The organism is Chamaesiphon polymorphus CCALA 037 (genome assembly GCF_003003845.1).
Classification (GTDB): domain Bacteria; phylum Cyanobacteriota; class Cyanobacteriia; order Cyanobacteriales; family Chamaesiphonaceae; genus Chamaesiphon; species Chamaesiphon polymorphus.
Genome location: NZ_PVWO01000043.1, coordinates 1 through 21,451 on the forward strand (window position 1 = coordinate 1; position 21,451 = coordinate 21,451).

The 21,451-nt window shown below is 48.4% G+C and carries 16 protein-coding genes; 11 read left to right on the plus strand and 5 right to left on the minus strand.

Annotated elements, in window-relative coordinates; all coding sequences use genetic code 11:
- The first annotated feature begins 35 nt into the window (after positions 1-35).
- Positions 36-1,634: a type II CAAX endopeptidase family protein gene (locus C7B77_RS05510; protein ID WP_106301176.1), complete on the plus strand. Its 1,599-nt coding sequence runs from the start codon at positions 36-38 to the stop codon at positions 1,632-1,634.
- A gap of 133 nt (positions 1,635-1,767) precedes the next feature.
- Here C7B77_RS05510 and C7B77_RS05515 read toward each other — a convergent pair whose 3' ends face one another.
- Positions 1,768-5,742 (minus strand): NACHT and WD40 repeat domain-containing protein, encoded by a 3,975-nt coding sequence (locus C7B77_RS05515; RefSeq protein WP_106301179.1) that lies wholly within the window; start codon positions 5,740-5,742, stop codon positions 1,768-1,770.
- A gap of 104 nt (positions 5,743-5,846) precedes the next feature.
- On the opposite strand from C7B77_RS05515, the gene C7B77_RS05520 reads away from it, so the two are divergent.
- Positions 5,847-6,110, plus strand: coding sequence for a hypothetical protein (locus C7B77_RS05520; RefSeq protein ID WP_106301183.1), 264 nt, complete (start codon positions 5,847-5,849; stop codon positions 6,108-6,110).
- Positions 6,111-6,115: 5 nt separating this feature from the next.
- A complete protein-coding gene (locus tag C7B77_RS05525) occupies positions 6,116-6,706 on the plus strand; it encodes an ATPase (protein ID WP_106301185.1) in 591 nt (196 codons plus the stop codon).
- 359 nt (positions 6,707-7,065) lie between these two features.
- Here the strand turns inward: C7B77_RS05525 and C7B77_RS05530 are convergent, their stop codons facing one another.
- Complete coding sequence (locus C7B77_RS05530) at positions 7,066-8,724, minus strand: transglutaminase domain-containing protein (RefSeq protein WP_106301188.1); 1,659 nt, start codon at positions 8,722-8,724, stop codon at positions 7,066-7,068.
- 125 nt (positions 8,725-8,849) lie between these two features.
- Between C7B77_RS05530 and C7B77_RS05535 the strand changes: the two genes are divergently transcribed.
- Positions 8,850-9,209, plus strand: coding sequence for a DUF2283 domain-containing protein (locus tag C7B77_RS05535; RefSeq protein WP_245894077.1), 360 nt, complete (start codon positions 8,850-8,852; stop codon positions 9,207-9,209).
- Between the two features lie 109 nt (positions 9,210-9,318).
- Here C7B77_RS05535 and C7B77_RS05540 read toward each other — a convergent pair whose 3' ends face one another.
- Entirely contained in the window at positions 9,319-9,540 is a 222-nt protein-coding gene (locus C7B77_RS05540) for a DUF4327 family protein (RefSeq protein WP_106301194.1), read from the minus strand.
- Between the two features lie 311 nt (positions 9,541-9,851).
- On the opposite strand from C7B77_RS05540, the gene argZ reads away from it, so the two are divergent.
- The 5 genes from argZ to C7B77_RS05560 all read left to right on the plus strand — a co-directional run bounded on the left by argZ (position 9,852) and on the right by C7B77_RS05560 (position 16,642).
- The gene (argZ, locus tag C7B77_RS05545) at positions 9,852-11,954 is read left to right on the plus strand and encodes a bifunctional arginine dihydrolase/ornithine cyclodeaminase (protein WP_106301197.1); all 2,103 of its coding nucleotides are present in this window, start codon (positions 9,852-9,854) and stop codon (positions 11,952-11,954) included.
- Between the two features lie 64 nt (positions 11,955-12,018).
- A complete protein-coding gene (locus tag C7B77_RS29650) occupies positions 12,019-12,195 on the plus strand; it encodes a hypothetical protein (protein ID WP_181243719.1) in 177 nt (58 codons plus the stop codon).
- Positions 12,196-12,259: 64 nt separating this feature from the next.
- Complete coding sequence (locus C7B77_RS05550; protein ID WP_106301200.1) at positions 12,260-13,105, plus strand: cyanophycinase; 846 nt, start codon at positions 12,260-12,262, stop codon at positions 13,103-13,105.
- 277 nt (positions 13,106-13,382) lie between these two features.
- Entirely contained in the window at positions 13,383-16,151 is a 2,769-nt protein-coding gene (cphA, locus tag C7B77_RS05555) for a cyanophycin synthetase (protein WP_106301205.1), read from the plus strand.
- Positions 16,152-16,267: 116 nt separating this feature from the next.
- Entirely contained in the window at positions 16,268-16,642 is a 375-nt protein-coding gene (locus tag C7B77_RS05560; protein ID WP_106301208.1) for a hypothetical protein, read from the plus strand.
- Positions 16,643-16,665: 23 nt separating this feature from the next.
- On the opposite strand, the gene C7B77_RS05565 is transcribed toward C7B77_RS05560, so the two are convergent.
- Positions 16,666-16,932, minus strand: coding sequence for a hypothetical protein (locus C7B77_RS05565; protein WP_106301211.1), 267 nt, complete (start codon positions 16,930-16,932; stop codon positions 16,666-16,668).
- 498 nt (positions 16,933-17,430) lie between these two features.
- Between C7B77_RS05565 and crtH the strand changes: the two genes are divergently transcribed.
- Both crtH and C7B77_RS05580 read left to right on the plus strand, forming a co-directional pair.
- Complete coding sequence (gene crtH / locus C7B77_RS05575) at positions 17,431-18,969, plus strand: carotenoid isomerase (RefSeq protein WP_106301218.1); 1,539 nt, start codon at positions 17,431-17,433, stop codon at positions 18,967-18,969.
- 167 nt (positions 18,970-19,136) lie between these two features.
- A complete protein-coding gene (locus tag C7B77_RS05580) occupies positions 19,137-19,781 on the plus strand; it encodes a tetratricopeptide repeat protein (RefSeq protein WP_106301221.1) in 645 nt (214 codons plus the stop codon).
- Positions 19,782-20,204: 423 nt separating this feature from the next.
- Here C7B77_RS05580 and C7B77_RS05585 read toward each other — a convergent pair whose 3' ends face one another.
- Positions 20,205-21,374, minus strand: coding sequence for an AAA family ATPase (locus tag C7B77_RS05585; protein ID WP_106301224.1), 1,170 nt, complete (start codon positions 21,372-21,374; stop codon positions 20,205-20,207).
- Between the last annotated feature and the right edge of the window lie 77 nt (positions 21,375-21,451).

Sequence of the window (21,451 nt, forward strand, 5' to 3'; positions counted from 1 at the left end):
GTCAGATGTGTATAAGAGACAGGTTATAAGTTTTAATGAGTCCCGATCGCCAGCAGCTCTCATCTTTTCCATCTCTGCGCCGCATTTTGCTAATCGTACTAGCCGCGTTGGTACTAATCAAGCCGATCTTCTCACTGTTCGACACCCTAGATCGACCTCAAATTCAAGGTAAATTCGAGCTATATCAAACCAATATCGTCTTAGTTGCATCGGAGTGGAAACCGACCGATGATGCGGATGCCTTGGGAGCGTTACAGAAGTCGATCGTCGGTACGGATTTTCTGAAATCGGCGACTCAACAGTATCAAACCGCACGCAAAAGTGATGTCCAGGCGATCGACAAGCTCAATGCTAGTTTAACAGATTTAGCAACTTCGACAACAGATGTCACTCGCAAATCGCAACAATTAGAAATCGATCTAACTAAAAAAACGATCGCCGCAGCCAAGCTAGAAATCGATAAAATCGACCTGCGAATTGGCATCCTTCAAGCAGCGAGATCGAAATCGGCAGAGGCACTTCAGACTTGGCAAAAGGTTGGTACGGACTCGCAATCTGCGACATCCAAACACGTCGCTGCATCCTTAATTGAAATCTGGAAACAACCATCGAACATCGATCGTAATACTATTCCGCAGCTCGAAGCTGAAATTAACACTAATTTCGATGGCTGGTTTCGCGATCGAGTCCTCAAAAAATTATATACAGATTTAGGCGATCGTCAGAAACTAGACCAACTCACTCTCACAGCAGAAACCAAAGCTAAAAATGCGGTAATAAATCTCGCTTTAATTACGATTCCTCGGATCTTTATCGTTCTCGGCGGCGTGGGTTTAATTGTCTTTTTTACAGTGAGATTTGCGATCGTCTTATTTCAGCAACGCGGCGAACGATCTGCTACCGAGATCTTACTCGAAAAACTCGATACGCCGTGGTCGGCTCCTTGGGATTGGGAGACGGTTTTGCAAGTATTTATGGTCGGCTTCTTTTTCGTCGGACAGTTTGTCTTGCCGACGCTATTTGGCGCGCTCATCGACCCAGCAACCTTGACTATCCGCCAACAGGGACTATATGTATTTACCAGCTATGTCCTGATGGCTATTTTGGCATTGGGAGTATTGTATTTATCGATTAAATCTTATCTACCTTTACCAGCCGATTGGTTCGAGTTTAACTGGAAATCTAATTGGTTGTTGTGGGGGATCGGCGGCTACTTAGTAGCCACCCCAATTGTCGTCATCGTCTCGCTGCTGAACGAAAAAATTTGGCACGGACAAGGCGGTAGCAATCCCATCTTACAAATAGTCCTCCAAGGTCGAGATTCGATCGCCTTATCGCTATTTTTCCTGACTGCGGCAGTGGCGGCACCACTATTTGAAGAATTCTTATTTCGGGGCTTTCTGCTACCTTCCTTGACTCGCTACCTGCCGACTTGGGGTGCCATCTGTTTGAGCGGCTTGTTGTTTGGGGTCGCCCATCTGAGCTTATCCGAAATTCTGCCATTAACATCGCTGGGCATTATCTTAGGCATCGTCTACGTTCGCACCCGCAATTTACTAGCACCGATGTTGCTGCACAGTCTTTGGAACAGTAGCACTTTAGTTAGTCTATATATTCTCGGCAGTGGCAATTAGAGGTAACTACAGCAACTATCGAGCTGGAGGCGCGAGAGTTAATTATCCAACGCTCTCCAGCCGTAATCGCTGACATTCGGCAGTGATGCCATCTTAACTTCTTCCGGTCGATCGATCGCCAGAATAACTCGAACTACTCAACTGCATTGCTGACTGCGCCCAAGGTTTCAAGGGAGGCAATTTGCGCCTCTGTCAGACCGCGCACGCCTGTAATATTCGCCCCAGCACAGAGGAAATTATCGAAAGTAGCAATACATTCTCCCGTGGCGATCTCCCACTGTTTGATGGTGTTATCACCACTGCCAGAAAACAGCCACTTGCCACTGATGGCGATCGATCTTACCCAATCTTGATGACCGCTGAAGGTCTGGAGACAGCGTCCGGTGGCGATCTCCCACTGTTTGACTGTGTCGTCACCACTGCCAGAATACAGCCACTCGCCACTGACAGCGATCGAACTTATCAGAGATTGATGACCGCTGAAGGTGTAAACACATTCCCCCGTATCGATATCCCATTGTTTGACAGTGTAGTCATTACTGCCAGAATACAGCCACTTCTCACTGACGGCGAGCGATATTACCGAATATTGATGACTACTGAAGGTTTGGAGACATTGACCCGTGCCAATGTCCCACTGTTTGACAGTGTCGTCATAGCTGCCAGAATACAGCCACTTCCCACTGACGGCGAGCGATGTTACCCACTCTTGATGACCGCTGAAGGTCTGGAGACAGCTTCCGGTGGCGAGATCCCACTGTTTAACGGTCTTATCAACACTGCTAGAATACAGCCATTCGCCACTGACGGCGATTGAACTTACCTCGGCTTGATGACCGATGAAGGTCTGGATGCATTGACCCGTGCCAATGTCCCACTGTTTGACAGTGTAGTCATTACTGCCAGAATACAGCCACTCGCCACTGACGGCGATCGATCTTACCCAAGCTTGATGACCGCTGAAGGTCTGGAGACATTGACCCGTGCCAATGTCCCACTGTTTGACAGTGTTGTCATTACTACCAGAATACAGCCACTCGCCACTGACGGCGATCGAGCTTACCGCAGCTTGATGACCGCTGAAGGTCTGGAGACAGCTTCCGGTGCCGATGTCCCACTGTTTGACGGTTTCATCACCACTGCCAGAAAATAGCCACTCGCCACTGATGGCAATCGATCTTACCCAAGCTTGATGACCGATGAAGGTCTGGAGACAGCATCCAGTACCGATGTCCCACTGTTTGATGGTTTTATCACCACTGCCAGAAAATAGCCATTGGTCACTGACGGCGATCGAACTTACCGAATCTTGATGACCGATGAAGGTCTGGAGACAGCATCCAGTGCCGATGTCCCACTGTTTGACGGTTTCATCACCACTGCTAGAAAATAGCCACTCGCCACTGATGGCAATCGATCTTATCCAAGCTTGATGACCGCTGAAGGTCTGGAGACAGCGTCCAGTGTCGATCTCCCACTGTTTAATACCATTAATACTGCCAGAAAATAGCCATTGGCCACTGACGGCGAGCGAACTTACCGCAGCTTGATGACCGCTGAAGGTCTGGAGACAGCCTCCAGTGGTGATCTCCCACTGTTTGATGGTGTTGTCCTCACTGCCAGAAAACAGCCACTGGCCACTGACGGCGAGCGAATTTACCAACGATTGATGACTGTGACAGATAAATAATTCCTGACCGCCAATCGTCCAAATCCGCACAGTACCATCATCATGACCAGTAAAAAAGTAGCGACCATCGGGACTAGTGGCAATGGTAGTACAAGTACTAAATGTTTTAGTCGTCGCAGCATTGGTGAGGTTTGCCCCTGCTAAATTTACCTCCCGTAATCCCGCTCCCACCAGATCGATATCTGGCAACACCGCCTGACTCAGATCTCGATACTCCAATCCATAAGGATTTAACTTCACCAACGCACTCCCCGCATTACTCCCCAGCCACTTCGCTTGCTCCAGGGTTTTAGCTTGCGTCCACTGCATCAACTCCAACAGCGGATTCATCTGCCGATAACTCACCTGTAGATCCAGCATCGGCAATAGTAAATTCATCACCGCCGGAATCAACGGACTCGCACCAAAAGTTGCTACTAAATTAGCAATTTCCACTCGCTTAAATCTGGCAATATCGCGCTTATTGCCGTGAGTTTCCCGACAATGCTGCCAATAATCTGCCCACTGATAACCCCGCTCGGCAATGGGTAAACTTTGCTCTGACGGCTCCCGTACTAAATCTAAAAAATCTGGATGTAATAATCCCAACTCTGCCGCAAACTTAAATGCCACAAAAAACTCCAGCAGCGACTTATGTGCCGGACGATAATTGCCATCGTGGTCGCGAATCAAGATCGTCTGACACATCATGTCATAATGCCAATGATCCAGAGCCTTATCCTCGATCGCATCGCCAAATACCTCCCGCAACCTGTCGGGGAACTGACTGTAATGCAGCGTCAATTTATTTTGCGATAGCATCGCCCACGACACCTCACACAAAAAGAACACCTTATCCGCCATCGAAGTAAAAGTCCGCTTGGTTTCGATATCCTGCGCCAGCTTTTGTTTGAGTGCATACAAATACACCCGCGCCAGATCGATCTTCTGCCCCGCACTAATTTCTGGCAACGCTGCCAACACCAAATCCACCATCATCGGGCGTTTTACCAGATCGTAGAGTTCGGGATTGGAGAGGACTAGATCGATCGATTCTATCGTCGCCCCGCGATTGGTGAATACTTGCTTAATTTGGTCGATCGATAATGGATGTAAATTCAAGATTTCAAACTTCGGAGCCATCGCCACCTTTTCCTGTGTCGAAGCCAATTTTTTCCCAGCCAAGGTGTCCGCCGTTACTGCCGTCGTCGGGAAATGTTCGGTGCGACAAGTTAAGATCGCCTTAGAATTTGGCACGATTACTTCAGCTAATGCCCAGAAATTGTCGATCGCATCTTGACTGTTAATCTTATTCGCCATCTCATCAAAACCATCGAACAGGATTAATAATTTACCCATCCGATTCAACCGATCGAAGACATCTGCATTCAGCCGAATATTATGATTGACAAAAAAGAACCCCGCAATCACCGTATCTACATTCAACGCCTTGGCATAGTCTCGCAGCGTAATTAATAGCGGCAAACGCGGACGTTTCACCCGTTTGGTTTTCGCCTGTAAATAAGCCTGAATTCCCACCCAGGCATAGTGCAGCGCAAACCAAGTCTTCCCCGTGCCAAATTCCCCCAGCACGGAAATATGATTTTTCTGCGCCGACTCCAACCACTCATCCATATAATCATCGATCCGCTCCGCACCCTCAGCTTTATCATTCGGCGGTAAATACTTACCCTGCGAATCTTTTTCCGGCTTACTACAATTCAACTGAAGATACTCACGCTCGATGCCCAACCGTTGGATCTCTGCCTCCAACCACTGAATATATGGCGAAAAATCTACATCTCGATCGATTAATTCATCGAAAGTCAAACAGACAATGCGTTCGCGAAGCGTCGGCTCTGCCGAATTGTTACCCTTTTCCTCCTCCGCTGCCAAATAAGCCGCAACCGATCGACTCACGCGATAATCGGTAACTACACAGCCCTCATCCAAATTCCGCTCTTTAACTACCGCCTCTACCCGCGCGAGATCCTGCATCCCCGCCTCGCCATTAATGCCGTGGATTAAGACTCGATCGAATCTACTCCTGACAGGTATCCGAATAATCCACTCAAAATACTCCTCCGTCTCCACCCGATAATCTGGCTCGATCTCATACCGCAACGCCTTAAACCAAGCCCGTAACTCTCGATCGAGTTCAGCTAATGAATTTGGCGGTACCTCAGCTACAACCTGTGGCTTTTCGCCAGATAATACCGTTGCCGCAACTCGCTGCCATTTTTCAATGCCCACCGCCTTGCAAATTGCCACAAAATTATCATGCTTAATTGGCTGCTGGGCATAGAAGCGATTCAACGTCGCTCTAGATATCTCCGCAGCTTCTAGAAACCGTTTATCGTTCCGATGCCAGCCTTGCTTTTCTCTGCCCTCATCAATGAGCTGAAGTCCTTTATCCGAAGCAATCAGAGATTTAGCCATAGCAGATCGAGATGAGAAGTTCGATTGTGTCTCAATTATGCCTCAATTTTGATTCAAACAAAACTAAGACAAACAGATCGCGTGTGTTTTGCCAAACTAGAATTATGCAAGACTATAAAACAATACATAACTATACTGCACTGTCCGATCCCAAATCGACAGTCAAGCAAGAAGTATCGGAGATCGATAGTTTCTTTGACATAACTGATGAAGAGATTTCCACTCTTGCCAAAGAAGCGACTAAAGCAGCAGTCAAAGATTTACACGATCGCGGCATTTCCACATACGGAATGAGAGATGGCATTATGTATGAAACAAAGCCTAATGGTGAAAAAGTATCCGTTTCTGATGCAGCTAGCCAAAGCTAAGATACATGGCTACGCTATCAAATTCGCCTTTGTTAATTGCGATCGTCGGTGTTAATGGTGCTGGAAAATCCACGATTACCGCTCGTCTGCGTCAAGAACCTGGATTTCCGGCAAACTATGTCAATCCTGATGAAATTGCCCTCACACTAACCGATATCGCCGACCCGATCGACAGATCTTATACTGCGGCTAGAAAAGCTGATGAACAACGAAATATCTGGCTGACGGATCGGCAGTCGATGGCTTTTGAAACAGTCATGAGTCATCCCAGCAAAATAGAATTTATGCAGTCTGCCAAGGATGCTGGCTATCGCATCATGCTAATTTTTGTGGGATTATCCAGCCCCGAACTTTCGCTCCAACGGGTCGGACAAAGAGTGCAGTCGGGCGGACATAATGTACCCACAGACAAAATTATGGCTAGGTACTATCGGGTGATGGCTTTGCTACCGAATGCGCTCCAAGTTGCCGATCGTGCCCTAATTTATGATAATTCAGACGATTGTGCTGAAGCTAGATTAGTACTTTCCTTCAATGATGGTCGAGTTGGATATCGATCCAGCGATCTGCCTGAGTGGTTGAGTTTTTTAATCTAACATCGCTACTAGATCTAAACTGTCTCATTAATGTCTTAGTCCCAGCGATCGACATCGCATTCAATGCTAAACTTGCACTCCCATATAAGTTTCAACGTGATACAACTAGATCGTGAACCACTTGAAGCAAAAGGAGAATACGATGAAATTAACGAGCAAAAATTCTGGATCGATACCTACGGTAAGCTACGCGAATGAACCAAAACCCGAACCATCGATTGTGCAATGGACTCAATTATTGTTGGCGATCGCTGCTTTTATTACTGCAACTAGCCAATTAATTAGTGCAATTCATCACTAATTCGATCGCACCATTAGTGCGACAAAACCGACTTCTTTCGAGAAGTCGGTTTTGGATTTTAGCTAGGAATTAACTCATCTAAGATCCGAAAACAAATGTGATTGATGGCGAGATCGCCCATCGAGAGATGCTCCGGTTTGTCGATCGCTTTCATTTTTTCAAACGAAATTCCTTTGCCGATTTCGGTGTGATACCAGGCTAAACCCATGAAAAAACGCTGGGGATAGGGGCCGCGTTCGATCGTGTCGTCCATGTTGGATTCCATCGGCAGCCAGCCGATCCCAGGGATATAGAACTCCAGCCAGACATGGTTGAAATCTGGCTGTAGCGGCACCTGGCGACGATCGGGATAGGCGGGACATTTATACCGTCCGATCGTCCGACAGGCAATGCCATTGAGGCGCGCTAGGCCGAGGATAACGCCGACATATTCGCCACAGGAACCAACTCCCCGCGCTAGAGCGATATCGGGAGTGTCGATCTTGGGTTGGATGCCATAGGATAGTCGATCGTAAACATAGTTGCGGATTTTGAGCATCTTGCGGAGCACATTTGTCTCCGTACCGACGGCTTCCTTGGCCGCCTGTATCATCGTATCGGTGTCCATGGCTAGATCGTCATCGTCCTGCAAATAGAGCTGTGCTAGCTCGTCAGGGAGGGCGATCCGATCGTCGATATCGTCGGGAGACAGGGAATATTTCAGACCGTACATTTCGATAACTGCTTTCCATCCCAGCAACCCACCCTGGTTGGGAGCGAGTTTATCGAATTTAAAGACTGCGACTTTTTGGCCGTCTTGTTCTTCGATCGTACATTCACACCCGATCGCTTCGACATGGCGCACGCGTTGGCGCAGGGTATTCGAGGGTAAGGCAATTCGCCACTCAACTTGGTTGAGAGCGACGGCTTCGAGGGGTAATAGTTCTTCGACGTAGGATAGTTCGATGAGAAAGCCATTGGAGCGGGTGTAGTGTGCCTTCGGATCGTGATGGAAATATAACGGATGGATGAAGGTGCGATCGCGAAATGTCAACTGATACGGCGATTTGGCATTGGGATCGTCACGAATGTATGGTTCTTCATCGGCATACACCACATAACAAATCGGCTCGGCTTCATCGGCTGGATGATAAAAGGCAATGCCTGTCGGCGAGCTGAATGGGGTGAGCGCGCTAAATTTAATATCGCCAGTAGTTCGATCTAAGCAATAAACTGTTTGCTCGGCGCGATCGCACACCCACAGCGCATTATCGTGTACTGTCAACGTTTCGCAACCAACACCGGGTTGAGGGATGCGTCCGGTAGATTCTCCTGTCGTGCGATCGAAAATATGAATGTAACCAGATTTCTGACAACTAACGTAGACCAGCGAGTCGCAGACTGCTACTCCAGTTACTGGATATGGTAACCGTGTAAAAACTGTTGGAGTTAGGGTGTTGCGGTCGCACCAGATCGCTTCCTGTCCTTTGGCGAACCAAAATGTATCTTCCCAAACGCTAAACCCACACACCCCAATCCATTCGGCCACATGGTGCGGATTGAGAATTATCGTGTTGTTGGTGTGTGGATCGATCCTAACTAGATAGCCCCGGATTGCATCCACTGCCAACAACTGGTCTCCATCCGCAGCCAGTCCGGAGAGGGCATACACGCCGATCGGTCGAATGGTAGAATGCGGTAGTGAAATCTGGGAGAACTCGCCTTCAGGATTAGGCATAGAGCGATGGCTTGATAAAGTATCAACTAGTATATCTCTCCAGCTAGATCCAGATGCAGATCGCGGCTAGCGATCTGTAGAGACGATCGCTTTTGTCACTCGCGATACATTTAGCGGCCTGTCCTATGACTAGGATTGAGGTAGCGGATTTTTGTTCGCGCTGTGGCTGCGACTCTGGCCGTTCGCCGACCCGATTTTCAACTAGCCTCGCCAGCCCTTATCGTCAACACCGCCAAGGATATAGCCGAATCATGAAAGTTATTTATGACCCTGACAAAGATATTTTGCAAATTACCTTTGTCGATACGACCGTTGAGGAAACGACTCAAATCGCACCCGGATTGGTCGTTGATTACGACGTAGATGGTCACACGATCGGATTGGAAATAACCAAAGCATCAACTAAGGTCGATAATCCTTATGCGATGTGCTACGTTGTGGGCAAAGCCAATTTTGATAAACCCAGACCCAATGAAAAGAATTAGGGCAGTCAAAACTAGTACAATTCGAGCTTCGATCGAGATTGCTGGCGGGGGAAGATAAAAATATTAGTTTTTTAAACAAAATTTAGCAGTGAAACCATGAAGCTGGTACTCAATCATTCGTCCAGCACTCTGCGCCGACGAGATCGATAATCCGACCTCTTAATAAATAGTCGTGCTCGTTCAGTAAGTGCTCGACTTCTGGCCATTGACGATCGCCAAAAAACTTCTTGAGTTCGTAGATACGTTGCTGGCGATCGATCGATCCGCGTGCGACTAACGCCCGAACTTCATCTTGAAAATCACTAATGCAATATCGCTCTAAAACAGCCATGGTCTTTTCCTCTTAATAAAATTTGATAAAAATAGTTGGAGCAGAAGCGATAAGTTTTGCTGAATAGTATTATTTGCTACAGTTATCCGTGCTGGCATCTGCCGATCGGTATACCTTTATTAAACCTCAAATTTAAAGATCTGGCTTTCGATACATATTATTTTTAAAGGATTTTGCGATGCCGAACGCGCAATTGCTACAATTGTCGCGAACTACCGCTTGTCAATGTCTGGCTACTTACGACTGAGTTAGCGCATCGCTGTAACGATTTTTACCCACCCATCGAATTCCGTTCGCAATTAAAATTAAACATGACTAATGCAGTAAGAATCTTGATGTGCGCACCCCATCATTACGAGGTCGATTATGTAATCAATCCGTGGATGGAAGGAAATATACATCGCTCGTCGCGGGAGCAAGCCGAGACGCAATGGAATCAACTTTACCAAGTCTTGAAAGACCATGCGACGATCGATTTAGTAGAGCCACAACCGGGATGGCCAGATATGGTATTTACGGCCAATGCTGGTTTAATCTTAGGCAAAACCGTCGTCCTCAGTCGCTTTGTTCACCCCGAACGTCAGGGCGAGGAGCCGTATTTTCAGCAGTGGTTTGAAAGCCAAGGCTATAAAGTCCATACTTTACCGAAAAGTTTGCCGTTTGAAGGGGCGGGAGATGCCCTGCTAGATCGCGGTGGACAGTGGTTGTGGGCTGGTTATGGCTTCCGCTCGGAACTCGATGCCCATGCCTATTTAGCACAGTGGTTGGATGTAGAAGTATTGTCGCTGCGACTGGTCGATCGACGGTTTTATCATCTGGACACCTGTTTTTGCCCCCTCAGCGATGGATATCTTTTATATTACCCACCCGCCTTTGATACTTATTCTAACCGACTGATCGAGTTACGCGTACCTGCCGAGAAACGGATCGCGATCGACGAAGCGGATGCTGTTAATTTTGCCTGTAATTCGGTGAATATCGATCGCAAGATCGTCGTCAACAAAGCTAGCGATAGCCTGAAGCAAATCTTGCACGATCGCGGCTTTAGCGTCATCGAAACTCCTTTAACCGAATTTCTTAAAGCGGGTGGTGCGGCCAAGTGTTTGACGCTGCGGACGACCGAAACGTATCGCGAATCGCCCCAAGTTTCCACTATTTCCAGCCGGATCGTCCAACTCGAAGGTCATTTACTCGATTCTGGTCTGGTAAATCGCGTCCTCGATACGATCGTCGCAGGCGGTGGTAGTTTCCAAGTGATTAACTTCAGTCTCGGCGCGCAACGCTTGGATACTTCTACTGCCGAAGTTAAAGTTTCAGCTCCCGATGCGGCGGTGATGGCCGATATCATGGGGCAATTGATCGATCTTGGTGCGGTGAGTGCCTCCGAGGACACCACCGATGCCAATCTCGCTCCAGTTACCCAGCCTGGAGTCGCAGCCGACGACTTCTATGCCACCACCATCTATCCGACCGAAGTTTCGATCGCGGGTGAATGGATTAAGGTACAAGGACAGCGGATGGATGGCGCGATCGCGGTAACTCAGACCCTCACGGGGATTGTCGCCCGCTGTAAGCTGCTACGGGAGTTACAAGTCGGTGAATCTGTCGTCGTCGGGAGCGAAGGCATTCGCACCAAGCGCAACGCTACGACGATCAAAAAGAACGCCACCGAAGAATTTAGCTTCATGGGTGCGGGCGTATCTAGCGAGCGGCGAGTCGAACTCGTCGTCGAACAAATTGCTTGGGATCTGCGCCAAATCCGCGATCGCGGTGGCAAAGTAGCCGTCGTCGCAGGGCCAGTCGTCATTCATACAGGCGGCAGCGAACACCTTAACCAACTGATACGCGAAGGCTACGTCCACGCCCTACTGGGCGGTAATGCGATCGCGGTTCACGATATCGAGCAGTCCTTGATGGGTACCTCCTTGGGTGTCGATATGCAGCGCGGGATCTCCGTTCATGGCGGTCACCGCCACCACCTCAAAGCGATCAATACGATTCGTCGCTGCGGCAGTATTGCCAAGGCGGTAGAGCAAGGCGTACTACGCAGCGGCGTGATGTACGAATGCGTCAAAAATAACGTCCCGTTCTCGCTCGCCGGATCGATTCGCGATGATGGCCCTCTGCCAGATACCCAGATGGATTTGGTTGCAGCTCAGGCAGACTACGCTCGCTTAATTGAAGGTGCCGATCTGATTTTGATGCTATCGAGTATGCTCCACTCGATCGGGGTAGGTAATATGACCCCCGCAGGCGTGAAAATGGTCTGTATCGATATCAATCCCGCCGTGGTGACCAAGTTAAGCGATCGCGGCTCGATCGAGTCAATTGGCGTCGTCACCGATGTCGGGCTATTTTTGAGCCTATTGGTGCAACAGCTTAATAAGCTGACTGGGCAGTACGATCGACACTAGGGGATAGTGGATAGTGGATAGTGGATAGTGGGTAGAAAGGATCGGGCAGAAGGCTTGAGGTATTGTGAAACTGCGTTCCATTACCCATTACCCATTACCCATTACCCATCCACTCCCCGCTCTCCCCAACAATGTCAAATTCAATACAAACATTCCTGCCGATTGTTTGATAAATTCAGATCGGTCTACTTCATGTGTCTCGATCCCGACGGACAATCGCAGCCGATTTAAGTCTACTTAGACCCGATTTAGATTGAGATTTTGGTTCCCTCCGGTGATATGATGGAAGACTTGAAGTCTTTGTTATGCTTAAAGTAACGCCTTTTCTAGACCAGAAATCTATGTTAATTTCGACCCATTATCCAGTAATGGTGATTGGTGGAGCAGAAGACAAAGTCAATGGGTGCGGCATCTTAACCGCTTTCTTTAAAAGTGCTGGCGGCAAGATGGCGACAATCGGCATCATCCCCTGCGCCTCACAAGAACCCAGCGTTGTTGGCGATCGCTACTACCAGATATTTAAGGGGATGGGTGCCCAGCAAGTGCAAATACTCGACATTCGTCAGCCCCAAGAGTGCGACCAACAGCGTTGGCTAGACATCTTAGCTAATTGTACTGGCGTATTTGTCACTGGTGGCGATCAGTTGCGCCTGCGCGATCTGATTGGTGGAAGTAGGTTTATGGCCTCCATCAAAGAGCGGATCGTACTGGGAGAACTCGTCCTCGCCGGAACTAGTGCTGGCGCAGCAATCGTTGGCGAGCGGATGATTGCTGGCGGCAGCAGTGGCGAATCTCCCAATCAATCATTAGTCGATCTCACCAATGGCTTAGGCATTTTCCCAGAATTGCTGGTCGATCAACATTTTCACAATCGCAATCGGATGGCACGATTGATCAGTGCGATCGCCGCTCATCCCGATAAATTAGGCATTGGCATCGATGAAGATACCTGTGCGGCATTTGAGAATGATAATACCTTTGAAGTTCTCGGCAAAGGCACGATTACGATCGTCGATCCGGGTAAATTAACCCATACTAACTATCGCGTATCCAGTCAAAGTTCGCCCCTGAGCCTGCACAATCTAACAGTTCATGTCTTGAGTCCAGGCGATCGCTACGACTATCAAAACCGAATAGTAGTATCATCATAGCGGCTGTTGAAAAAGTGTCGATCGATACTCAATTTAGCGATCGCTGGCACATTTTAGTAAATTTAAATACTCGATCGATCCGATCTCGATCGTTGTGTATCCAGCAATACGGAATTAGAGCCTCAACTTGAAATTAAGTAAGAGTGGTATATTAATTCGATCGACAAAGATATGAGTCTGGAATTCAGATTCATCTACCGAGCATTTCAAATTTTATTTAAAACCACAAGATTGCACTCAAATTAGGGTGTAATAAATTAAAGATATCGATCTAAATATGAAAATTCTCCAAACTCAAACGCTTCGAGGCCCGAACTACTGGAGCATTCGTCGCTCAAAGCTGATTCTCGTGCGGCTGGATTTGGAGGAACTAGCCGATCGGCCATCCGATACGATCGAGGGCTTTCACGATCGCCTAGTCGCAGTTTTACCCAGTTTAGACGAGCATCATTGTTCCCCAGGTTGCAAGGGCGGCTTCTTAAGTCGGGTGCGTGAAGGGACGATGATGGGGCATATCCTCGAACATGTGGCTTTAGAACTGCAAACCTTAGCCGGAATGCCCGTCGGCTTCGGACGCACGCGTGAGACGGCCACTCCTGGCGTCTATCAAGTGGTCATCGAGTACCAGATCGAAACCGCCGGACGATATGCCGCCAGAGCTGCGCTGCGGTTGTGTCAGAGCATTATCGAGATGGGCACATACCCCCAAGCCGAACTCGATCGCGATTTGGAAGACCTAATTAAAATGCGTAACGATGCGGCTCAGGGTGCTAGTACTGAAGCCTTGGTCAAAGAAGCCGAAACGATGGGGATTCCCTGGATGCACCTTGAGACGTGCGATCTGTTCCAGTTGGGCTATGGCAAACATCAAAAACGCGTGCAAGCGGCACTGACATCTCACAGCAATATTTTAGGCGTCGAAATAGCCTGCGATAAAGAAAAAACCAAAAAAATCTTAGCGGCGATGGGCGTTCCCGTCCCGGTAGGCATGACGATTTACTCCTTTAACGAATTAGCCGCCGCGATCGATCGCTTGGGTGGCTATCCAATCGTCATTAAGCCCCTCAATGGCAATCACGGTCGCGGCATCACGATCGATATTCGGGACTGGGAGCACGCCGAAATCGGCTACGATCGCGCGCGGGAAGTCTCTAGTGGCGTCATTGTCGAACACTTTTATCAAGGACGCGACCATCGAATTTTGGTCGTCAATCATAAGGTCGTCGCAGTTGCCGAGCGAGTACCCGCCCATGTGATCGGCGATGGCAAACTGACGATCCGCGAATTAGTCGATCGCGAAAACCAAGATGTCCGGCGCGGTACGGGGCATGACAACATGCTGACCACGATCGAACTTGATGACTCCACCGACGAAATGCTCCGCCTGCAAGGCGTCACCCTGACAACCGTACTCCCTCCAGAGCGCGTCTGCTACCTGCGGGCGACTGCCAATCTGAGTACGGGCGGCATCGCGATCGATCGTACCGATGAGATCCACCCCGAAACCGTGTGGATGGCCGAGCGCGTCTCCCACATTATCGGTCTAGATATCGCTGGCATCGATGTAATTACCACAGATATTACCAAAACGCTGCGCGAAGCCGACGGCACGATCGTCGAAGTCAATGCCGCACCTGGACTGCGGATGCACATCTCCCCCAGTCAAGGCGTCGGTCGCAATGTCGCCGCACCGATCCTCCAGATGTTATTTCCGCCCAATACCCCCACGCGGATTCCGATCGTCTCAATTACCGGAACTAATGGTAAAACCACCACCACGCGGCTGATCGCTCACATCTTCAGTCAGATGTACGACTCGGTAGGTTATACCACCACCGACGGGATTTATATCGGAGGGCGACTAGTCGAAAAAGGCGATACTACCGGGCCACAAAGTGCCCAAGTCATTCTCCAAGATCCGACGGTAGATATTGCCATCCTCGAAACCGCACGCGGCGGGATTTTACGATCGGGTTTAGCTTTCCAACATTGCGACGTCGGCGTCGTGTTAAATGTCGCTGCCGATCATTTAGGATTGGGCGATATCGAGACGATCGATCAATTAGCCCGTGTCAAAGCAGTCGTTGCCGAAGCCGTGCGTGCCGATGGTTATGCCATCCTCAACGCCGACGACGAGCGCGTGGCCGATATGGCCGACCAGGTGCGCGGGAAGGTCGCTTACTTCTCGATGGATGCCGATAACCCATTAGTGCGATCGCACGTCCAACGCGGCGGAATTGCCGCAGTATACACCCAAGACTACATCACCATCTTGCAGCATGATTGGGTACACCGGATCGAGAATGTCGATCGAGTACCGTTGACATTGGGCGGACGAGTACCCTTTATGATTGCCAATGCCCTAGCCGCCAGTCTGGCAGCCTTCGTCCAAGGCGTCAGTGTCGAGCACATTCGCGCCGCCCTGCGTAGCTTCCGCGCCTCCGCCCAGCAGACACCAGGACGGATGAATTTATTCGACCTCGGCAGCTATCACGTCTTAGTAGACTACGCCCATAACCCCGCCGGATACGAAGCTGTTGGTAGCTTTGTCAAAAACTGGACTGGCCCAGCGATTGGCGTAGTTGGGGGGCCAGGAGATCGTCGCGATGAAGATCTGATCGAACTAGGCAAACTTTCAGCCACATTCTTCGATCGAATTATCATCAAAGAAGACGATGATACCAGAGGTCGCGCTTGGGGCGAAGTTGCCGAACTCATCGTTCAAGGCATCGAGCAAGTTACTCTGGCTGCCAAACCGATCGTCCAAGGCTTCGAGCAAGTCATTTCCACCGCCGAATTACCAGCCACCCACTCAATTATGCTCAATGAGGCCGAAGCCATTGCCTGGGCATTAGATAACGCCCCCGAAAATGCTTTGGTGACCATTTTCCCCGATAACGTCACTCGCGCGATCGAGCTGATTATGGCTCGCAATCCGATTATTGACAATCCAGAAGCAATGTTTGCGACAGAAGTCAAGCAAGATAACGTGCCAGTCTTCGACACCATGAGTGCTGGCAGTAACGGCAGACACAGCAGCATCTAACTCAGACATTCGACCCAAAAGGCGATCGGGCTAAATGTATTTAGTTCGATCGTCTTTTATTATGCAATTCGAGCGATAAATTCGATCGATAAATTGGAAATTAAAGGAGATGTTTTGTGAGTAATGTTTCGATGAGAAATATATTGTGGACACTTGGCAGGAAAAAATATAAGACTTATGATGATTTTATTGTTGCTGTCACAGATTATAATAATTATATCTGTCGAGAACCAGGATTGACAAATAGCTGGAATCCAGACGAAGAAATATCGCAACAGTCAATTTTGGTGGTATATGAAGCAGGGTGGAAAGATGAAGATGCCACCATTTCACTGGAGATTGGAGAAGACGATCGAGCACTGACGATGGGTAGATTCTTATTCTCTCTCAATAACACAACTTATGATTTCTTTAAAGATGCCGATTGCTGTTTCTTTGAAGGACTAGAGCTAGTTAATGGTAATAAGTACGAACTATGGACAGGGAGTTAGTATCGTAGGTTGATATTACATAATTATCCAACTCCATTTTCTTTCTCTAATATTCGATCGACCTTATTTTCAATCGACGTTAATTTCCTCAAAACTGTCGGACGATCTTCGTCGATCGATACCATCATATTAACTAATCCTTCTTCAACTCTAGCTAGTCGCAACATTGCCTGTCTGATTTCATTCATTTGTTCTTCATGTCGCAGTCTGGTGGTTTCTTGCTGCTCTAACATCGCTTGGATAGTCCGAGCATTGGAGGCTACTAATTGTTGTAATTCTTGGTCAGTCATTTTTATTCAGTAACTATAATATCCGGCTCTTCATTACTTAGTATGCTGATTTCCGCCCAGATTGATAGCTAACAAGGGATTGAGCCTAAAATCTATTATTGTTAGATTTTTCAGCCATTTTTGGCTTAGCAGTAAGGATTTCGGGTCAAAAAGCTGAGATTAGCATACCAGGTGATGAAGAGCCTAATATCCTTATTATTTTAAAACATCTAGCTCAAAAATTATCATTAGCAACGACGCACGTAGATAAGTGTCACTATCGATCGAACACCGCTACTCGATCTACTCGCATCGCGCATGACAGGTCGCCAAAAGCGATCGATTGGTGACTTGTTTTAAACTGGCTAACTTTGGCGTCAACCCAATTCGATTAGCTCCTACAGGCATTTCTGCCCTCCGCCACGCGCATATCCAGCAATTCGATCGTCGATCGGGGTTTGGGTTTTTGAGGAAAGAGGATAGAATTGGTAGACTTGTGATTTTTTTTAAGATTCATTTATGACTGTGAGTGCTATTGCTGAAACTGGTGCGTCGTTTGACGATCGAACTACTTTTGATGCCATTATTATCGGTTCGGGCATTGGCGGATTGGTAACAGCGACTCAGTTAGCTGCGAAAGGTGCGAAAGTACTGGTGCTGGAAAGATACCTAATCCCTGGCGGCAGTGCGGGTTATTTCGATCGTCAGGGGTATCGATTCGATGTTGGTGCTTCGATGATTTTTGGATTTGGGAAGCAAGGGACTACTAATTTATTGACACGCGCACTCGCAGCCGTGGGCGAAAGTATCGAAACGGTAGCGGATGCCGTACAGGTACAATATCATTTACCTAATAATTTAGATATTAAAGTTCATCGAGACTACGAACAGTTTTTACAAGAATTAGCAACCAAATTTCCACAGTCGGCTAGTGGCATCCGCAAATTTTATGATGAGTGTTGGAAAGTATTTAATTGCCTGAATGCGATGGACTTGTTATCGCTGGAGGAGTTGGGATATCTGACGCGGGTCTTTTTCCAACATCCAGCATCCTGTCTGGGTTTAGTTAAATATTTACCATCGAATGTCGGCGATATCGCTCGGAAATATATTCAAGATCCCGAAGTCCTGAAATTTATCGATATCGAGTGTTATATTTGGTCGGTAGTACCTGCCGATATGACACCGACGATCAATGCTGGAATGGTGTTTTCCGATCGACATTATGGCGGTATTAATTATCCTAAAGGTGGTGTCGGTCAAATCGCCCAAAAGTTAGTTTCGGGACTAGAAAAAGCTGGCGGACAAATCCATTACCAATCGCGAGTGACTAAAATTGTCACCGAAGGGGGTCGTGCTGTTGGTGTCGAATTAGCAAATGGCAAAACTCTACGTGCCAAGAAAATCGTGTCTAATGCCACGCGCTGGGATACTTTCGAGCAACTATTACCGCCAGCAGAGATGCCCAGCAAGGAGCGCAAATGGCAAGAACGCTATCAAAAATCGCCAGCTTTTTTAAGCCTGCATTTGGGGGTAGATGCGCGGGTATTGCCCGAAGGCACCGAGTGTCACCACGTTTTGTTAGAAGAGTGGACGCAGATGGAGCAGCCAGAAGGGACGATTTTTGTGTCGATTCCGACTTTACTCGATCCGAGTTTGGCACCAGAGGGACATCACATCATTCATGCTTTTACACCTAGTTGGATGAGCGATTGGCAAGGTTTAAGTCCGACTGAGTATCAAGCTAAAAAAGAAGAACGCGCTGGCGTATTACTCGATCGATTGGAGCGAATTTTCCCTGGTTTAAACGCTGGTTTGGATTTTATGGAAATCGGAACTCCCCGCACTCACCGCCGCTTTCTGGGTCGTGCTGATGGCAGTTACGGGCCAATTCCGCGCCGCAAGTTACCAGGATTGTTGAACATGCCATTCAATCGCACGGCAGTACCGGGACTGTATTGTGTGGGCGATAGTACTTTTCCAGGGCAAGGATTAAATGCTGTTGCATTTTCGGGTTTTGCTTGCGCGCATCGGATCGCCGCAGATTTGGGGATGTAATATAGTATTAGTTCGCGCAACGTATTACAAAGCTGGGGCAATGTCTTGACCGAAACGCACGCTGAGGTTGCTTCCGGAATTGCCCCATTTTTAGCTGTATCAGTTTGCATGTTTCGAGAGTGTTATAAAATGCTGATTTTCTTCGCATAGTTTATACCTAAAATCGCATGGCTCTTGATTACAATATGGATATCGGGGCAACTCGCCATCGATCGATCGTCACCTTATCGACTTGCCAAAACCCCATGAAAGCTCCGTTCGCGCTCCTTGCACTCCTCTTGTCCGCTCTCTCGATGCCGATCGTCGCTATGGCCTCACCCAGCTTGCCCGTAAATACTACAAAGCCTGCTGAAGCTCACAATTACAAGGGTACTACTAAATATCAACAAGGAGACCCGCGCGGGGCAATCCAAGAGTTCGATCGAGCGATCTCGATCGATCCGAAATATGCGGAAGCTTACATCAATCGTGCCCTTGCCAAAATGGGATTGGGCGATAAACGGGGGGCAATTTCCGACTACAGTCGCGCGATCGATCTCGATCCCCAAGATGCCCTCAATTACTACAATCGGGGCGTAGCCAAATTTGATGCCGGAGATAAGCAGGGCGCGCTGTCTGACTTCGATCGCGCGGTTGCCCTCAATCCTCAAGATGCCGAAACTTACTGCAATCGGGGTGCCGTAAAATTGTCGCTAGGAAACAAGAAAGGTGGGATCGCCGATTTGAATATAGGTGCTAAATTATTTCGCCAGCAGGGACAGATGAGCGACTATCAAAAAGCGATCGAGTTGATTCGACAAGCTAAAAAATAGCTGGCAATTGGGAGAAAGTGGAAGCGATCGCTCTCACGATAATTAAGAGCTATGGAGATCTTTTAACTTGTGCGAACAGTCAACAAGATCTGTCAAAAAAAGATCGCTTTTCGATCGGCGAGTGCTAACTTAATAAACAGACACCGATAAATATATTTATTGAGTTAGGAAGGATATAAAGTTTCCCTGGGCGAAGTAGATGTGGTGTCTCCGATCTATTTACCCAACACAGCCAAGAATTGAGCTTATCGTCAATTCGTTCTTGCTTTTCCCACCACTAAAATGCAAGTCCTAAATTAATAGATAGCTGTGTCGATGTTAACCCTTAGTTAATCCCTATTTTCACCTATCTTGTATTTGAAGACAGCCCAGTCACCATTGACTGGGCTAAACTATTTTTGGGGTCAGATCGCGATCGCGACCTCAATCTACGACTTGCAGCTCGGCAAAATCACAATTTTTCGCGGCTAGCTCCGCACTATCTTGGCACTGGAGATAATTTTGCCAAGCAGCCGGAGAAACCCGATAACTACCCAATCGATCGGAGACGATCGCGGCGAAGGGCGAATCGGGAAAAAAACAGCCAAACATCTTGGCACAACTGGCGGGAGTCAGATAACCTAGCTCGAATTCGCGATCGCACCTACCAGGGCGAATCAAGGCAGGATCGAGCTGTTGGCGGTGATTGGTAGTGAGGATAGTAATGCTGCCTTCGACGGCTCCTGCGCCGTCTAGGGTGTTCAGGAGCGCGCTAAAAGATAGTTCTCCTAAGGGTTTGCGCCCAGAAAATACGCTATCGATATCTTCTAGGGCGACGAGCGAAGTAGCGGTGATTTCCGACCAAGCGCGGAGGAGCGCGCTATCGTCCATATCGGTCAGGGAGAGGGAGACAAGTTGCCTGTCGTAGTGACTGGCGATCGCTTGAATTAGGGAGCTTTTACCAGTCCCTGGAGGGCCGTAGAGGAGATATCCGCGCCGCCAGGGAATGCCGCGTTGACGATACAGATCGCGACTTTGGAGAAAGCGATCGAGATCGCTAAAAAGTTCGGTTTCAGTTTGGGCATCGATAGCTAGAGTCTCGATGCGGCGTTTGGTTTGAGTCCGGACGATCGAAATCGTCCCGCCAATTAAGCGCACGATTAGCGGAGCTTCGAGATTGTAATTAGTTTCAATTTTGGTCAACCAGGCGAGCATTTGCGGCTGCCACCAGCGCAATGTAGCGAGTGTCAGAAGCTGGGTATTCTGGAGATCGGTAACTTTAAAGTCGTGACGGCGGATGCCAATGTAGGCACCTTGGTAACCGACACCGATCCATCCCGATCGCGGTTGGAGTCTAGTTTTGAGGGTTGGCGATTCGACTGCGGGGGGGACTAATGGCGTGGCGGTATAGATTAATTCGCTAAAATCATAAACTTTGCCCGTGCGTTCTAGCTCCCAACAAATCGCGCTATAAATCGGATTGGTTTCGGCGATCGTAATTTGACACGCCAATCGCTGAAGTCCGAATTCTAGGACGATTTTGAGCAAATCGCCACCATAACGGATGATTAAGCCGCCCAGAAACAACCAAATCGGATCGAGACTATTAAACATCTAGGAGTTGGGAGTTGGGAGTTGGGAGTTGGGAGCGGGGGGCGGGGAGTTGGAATGAAAAATAGAGCTTGAGATCG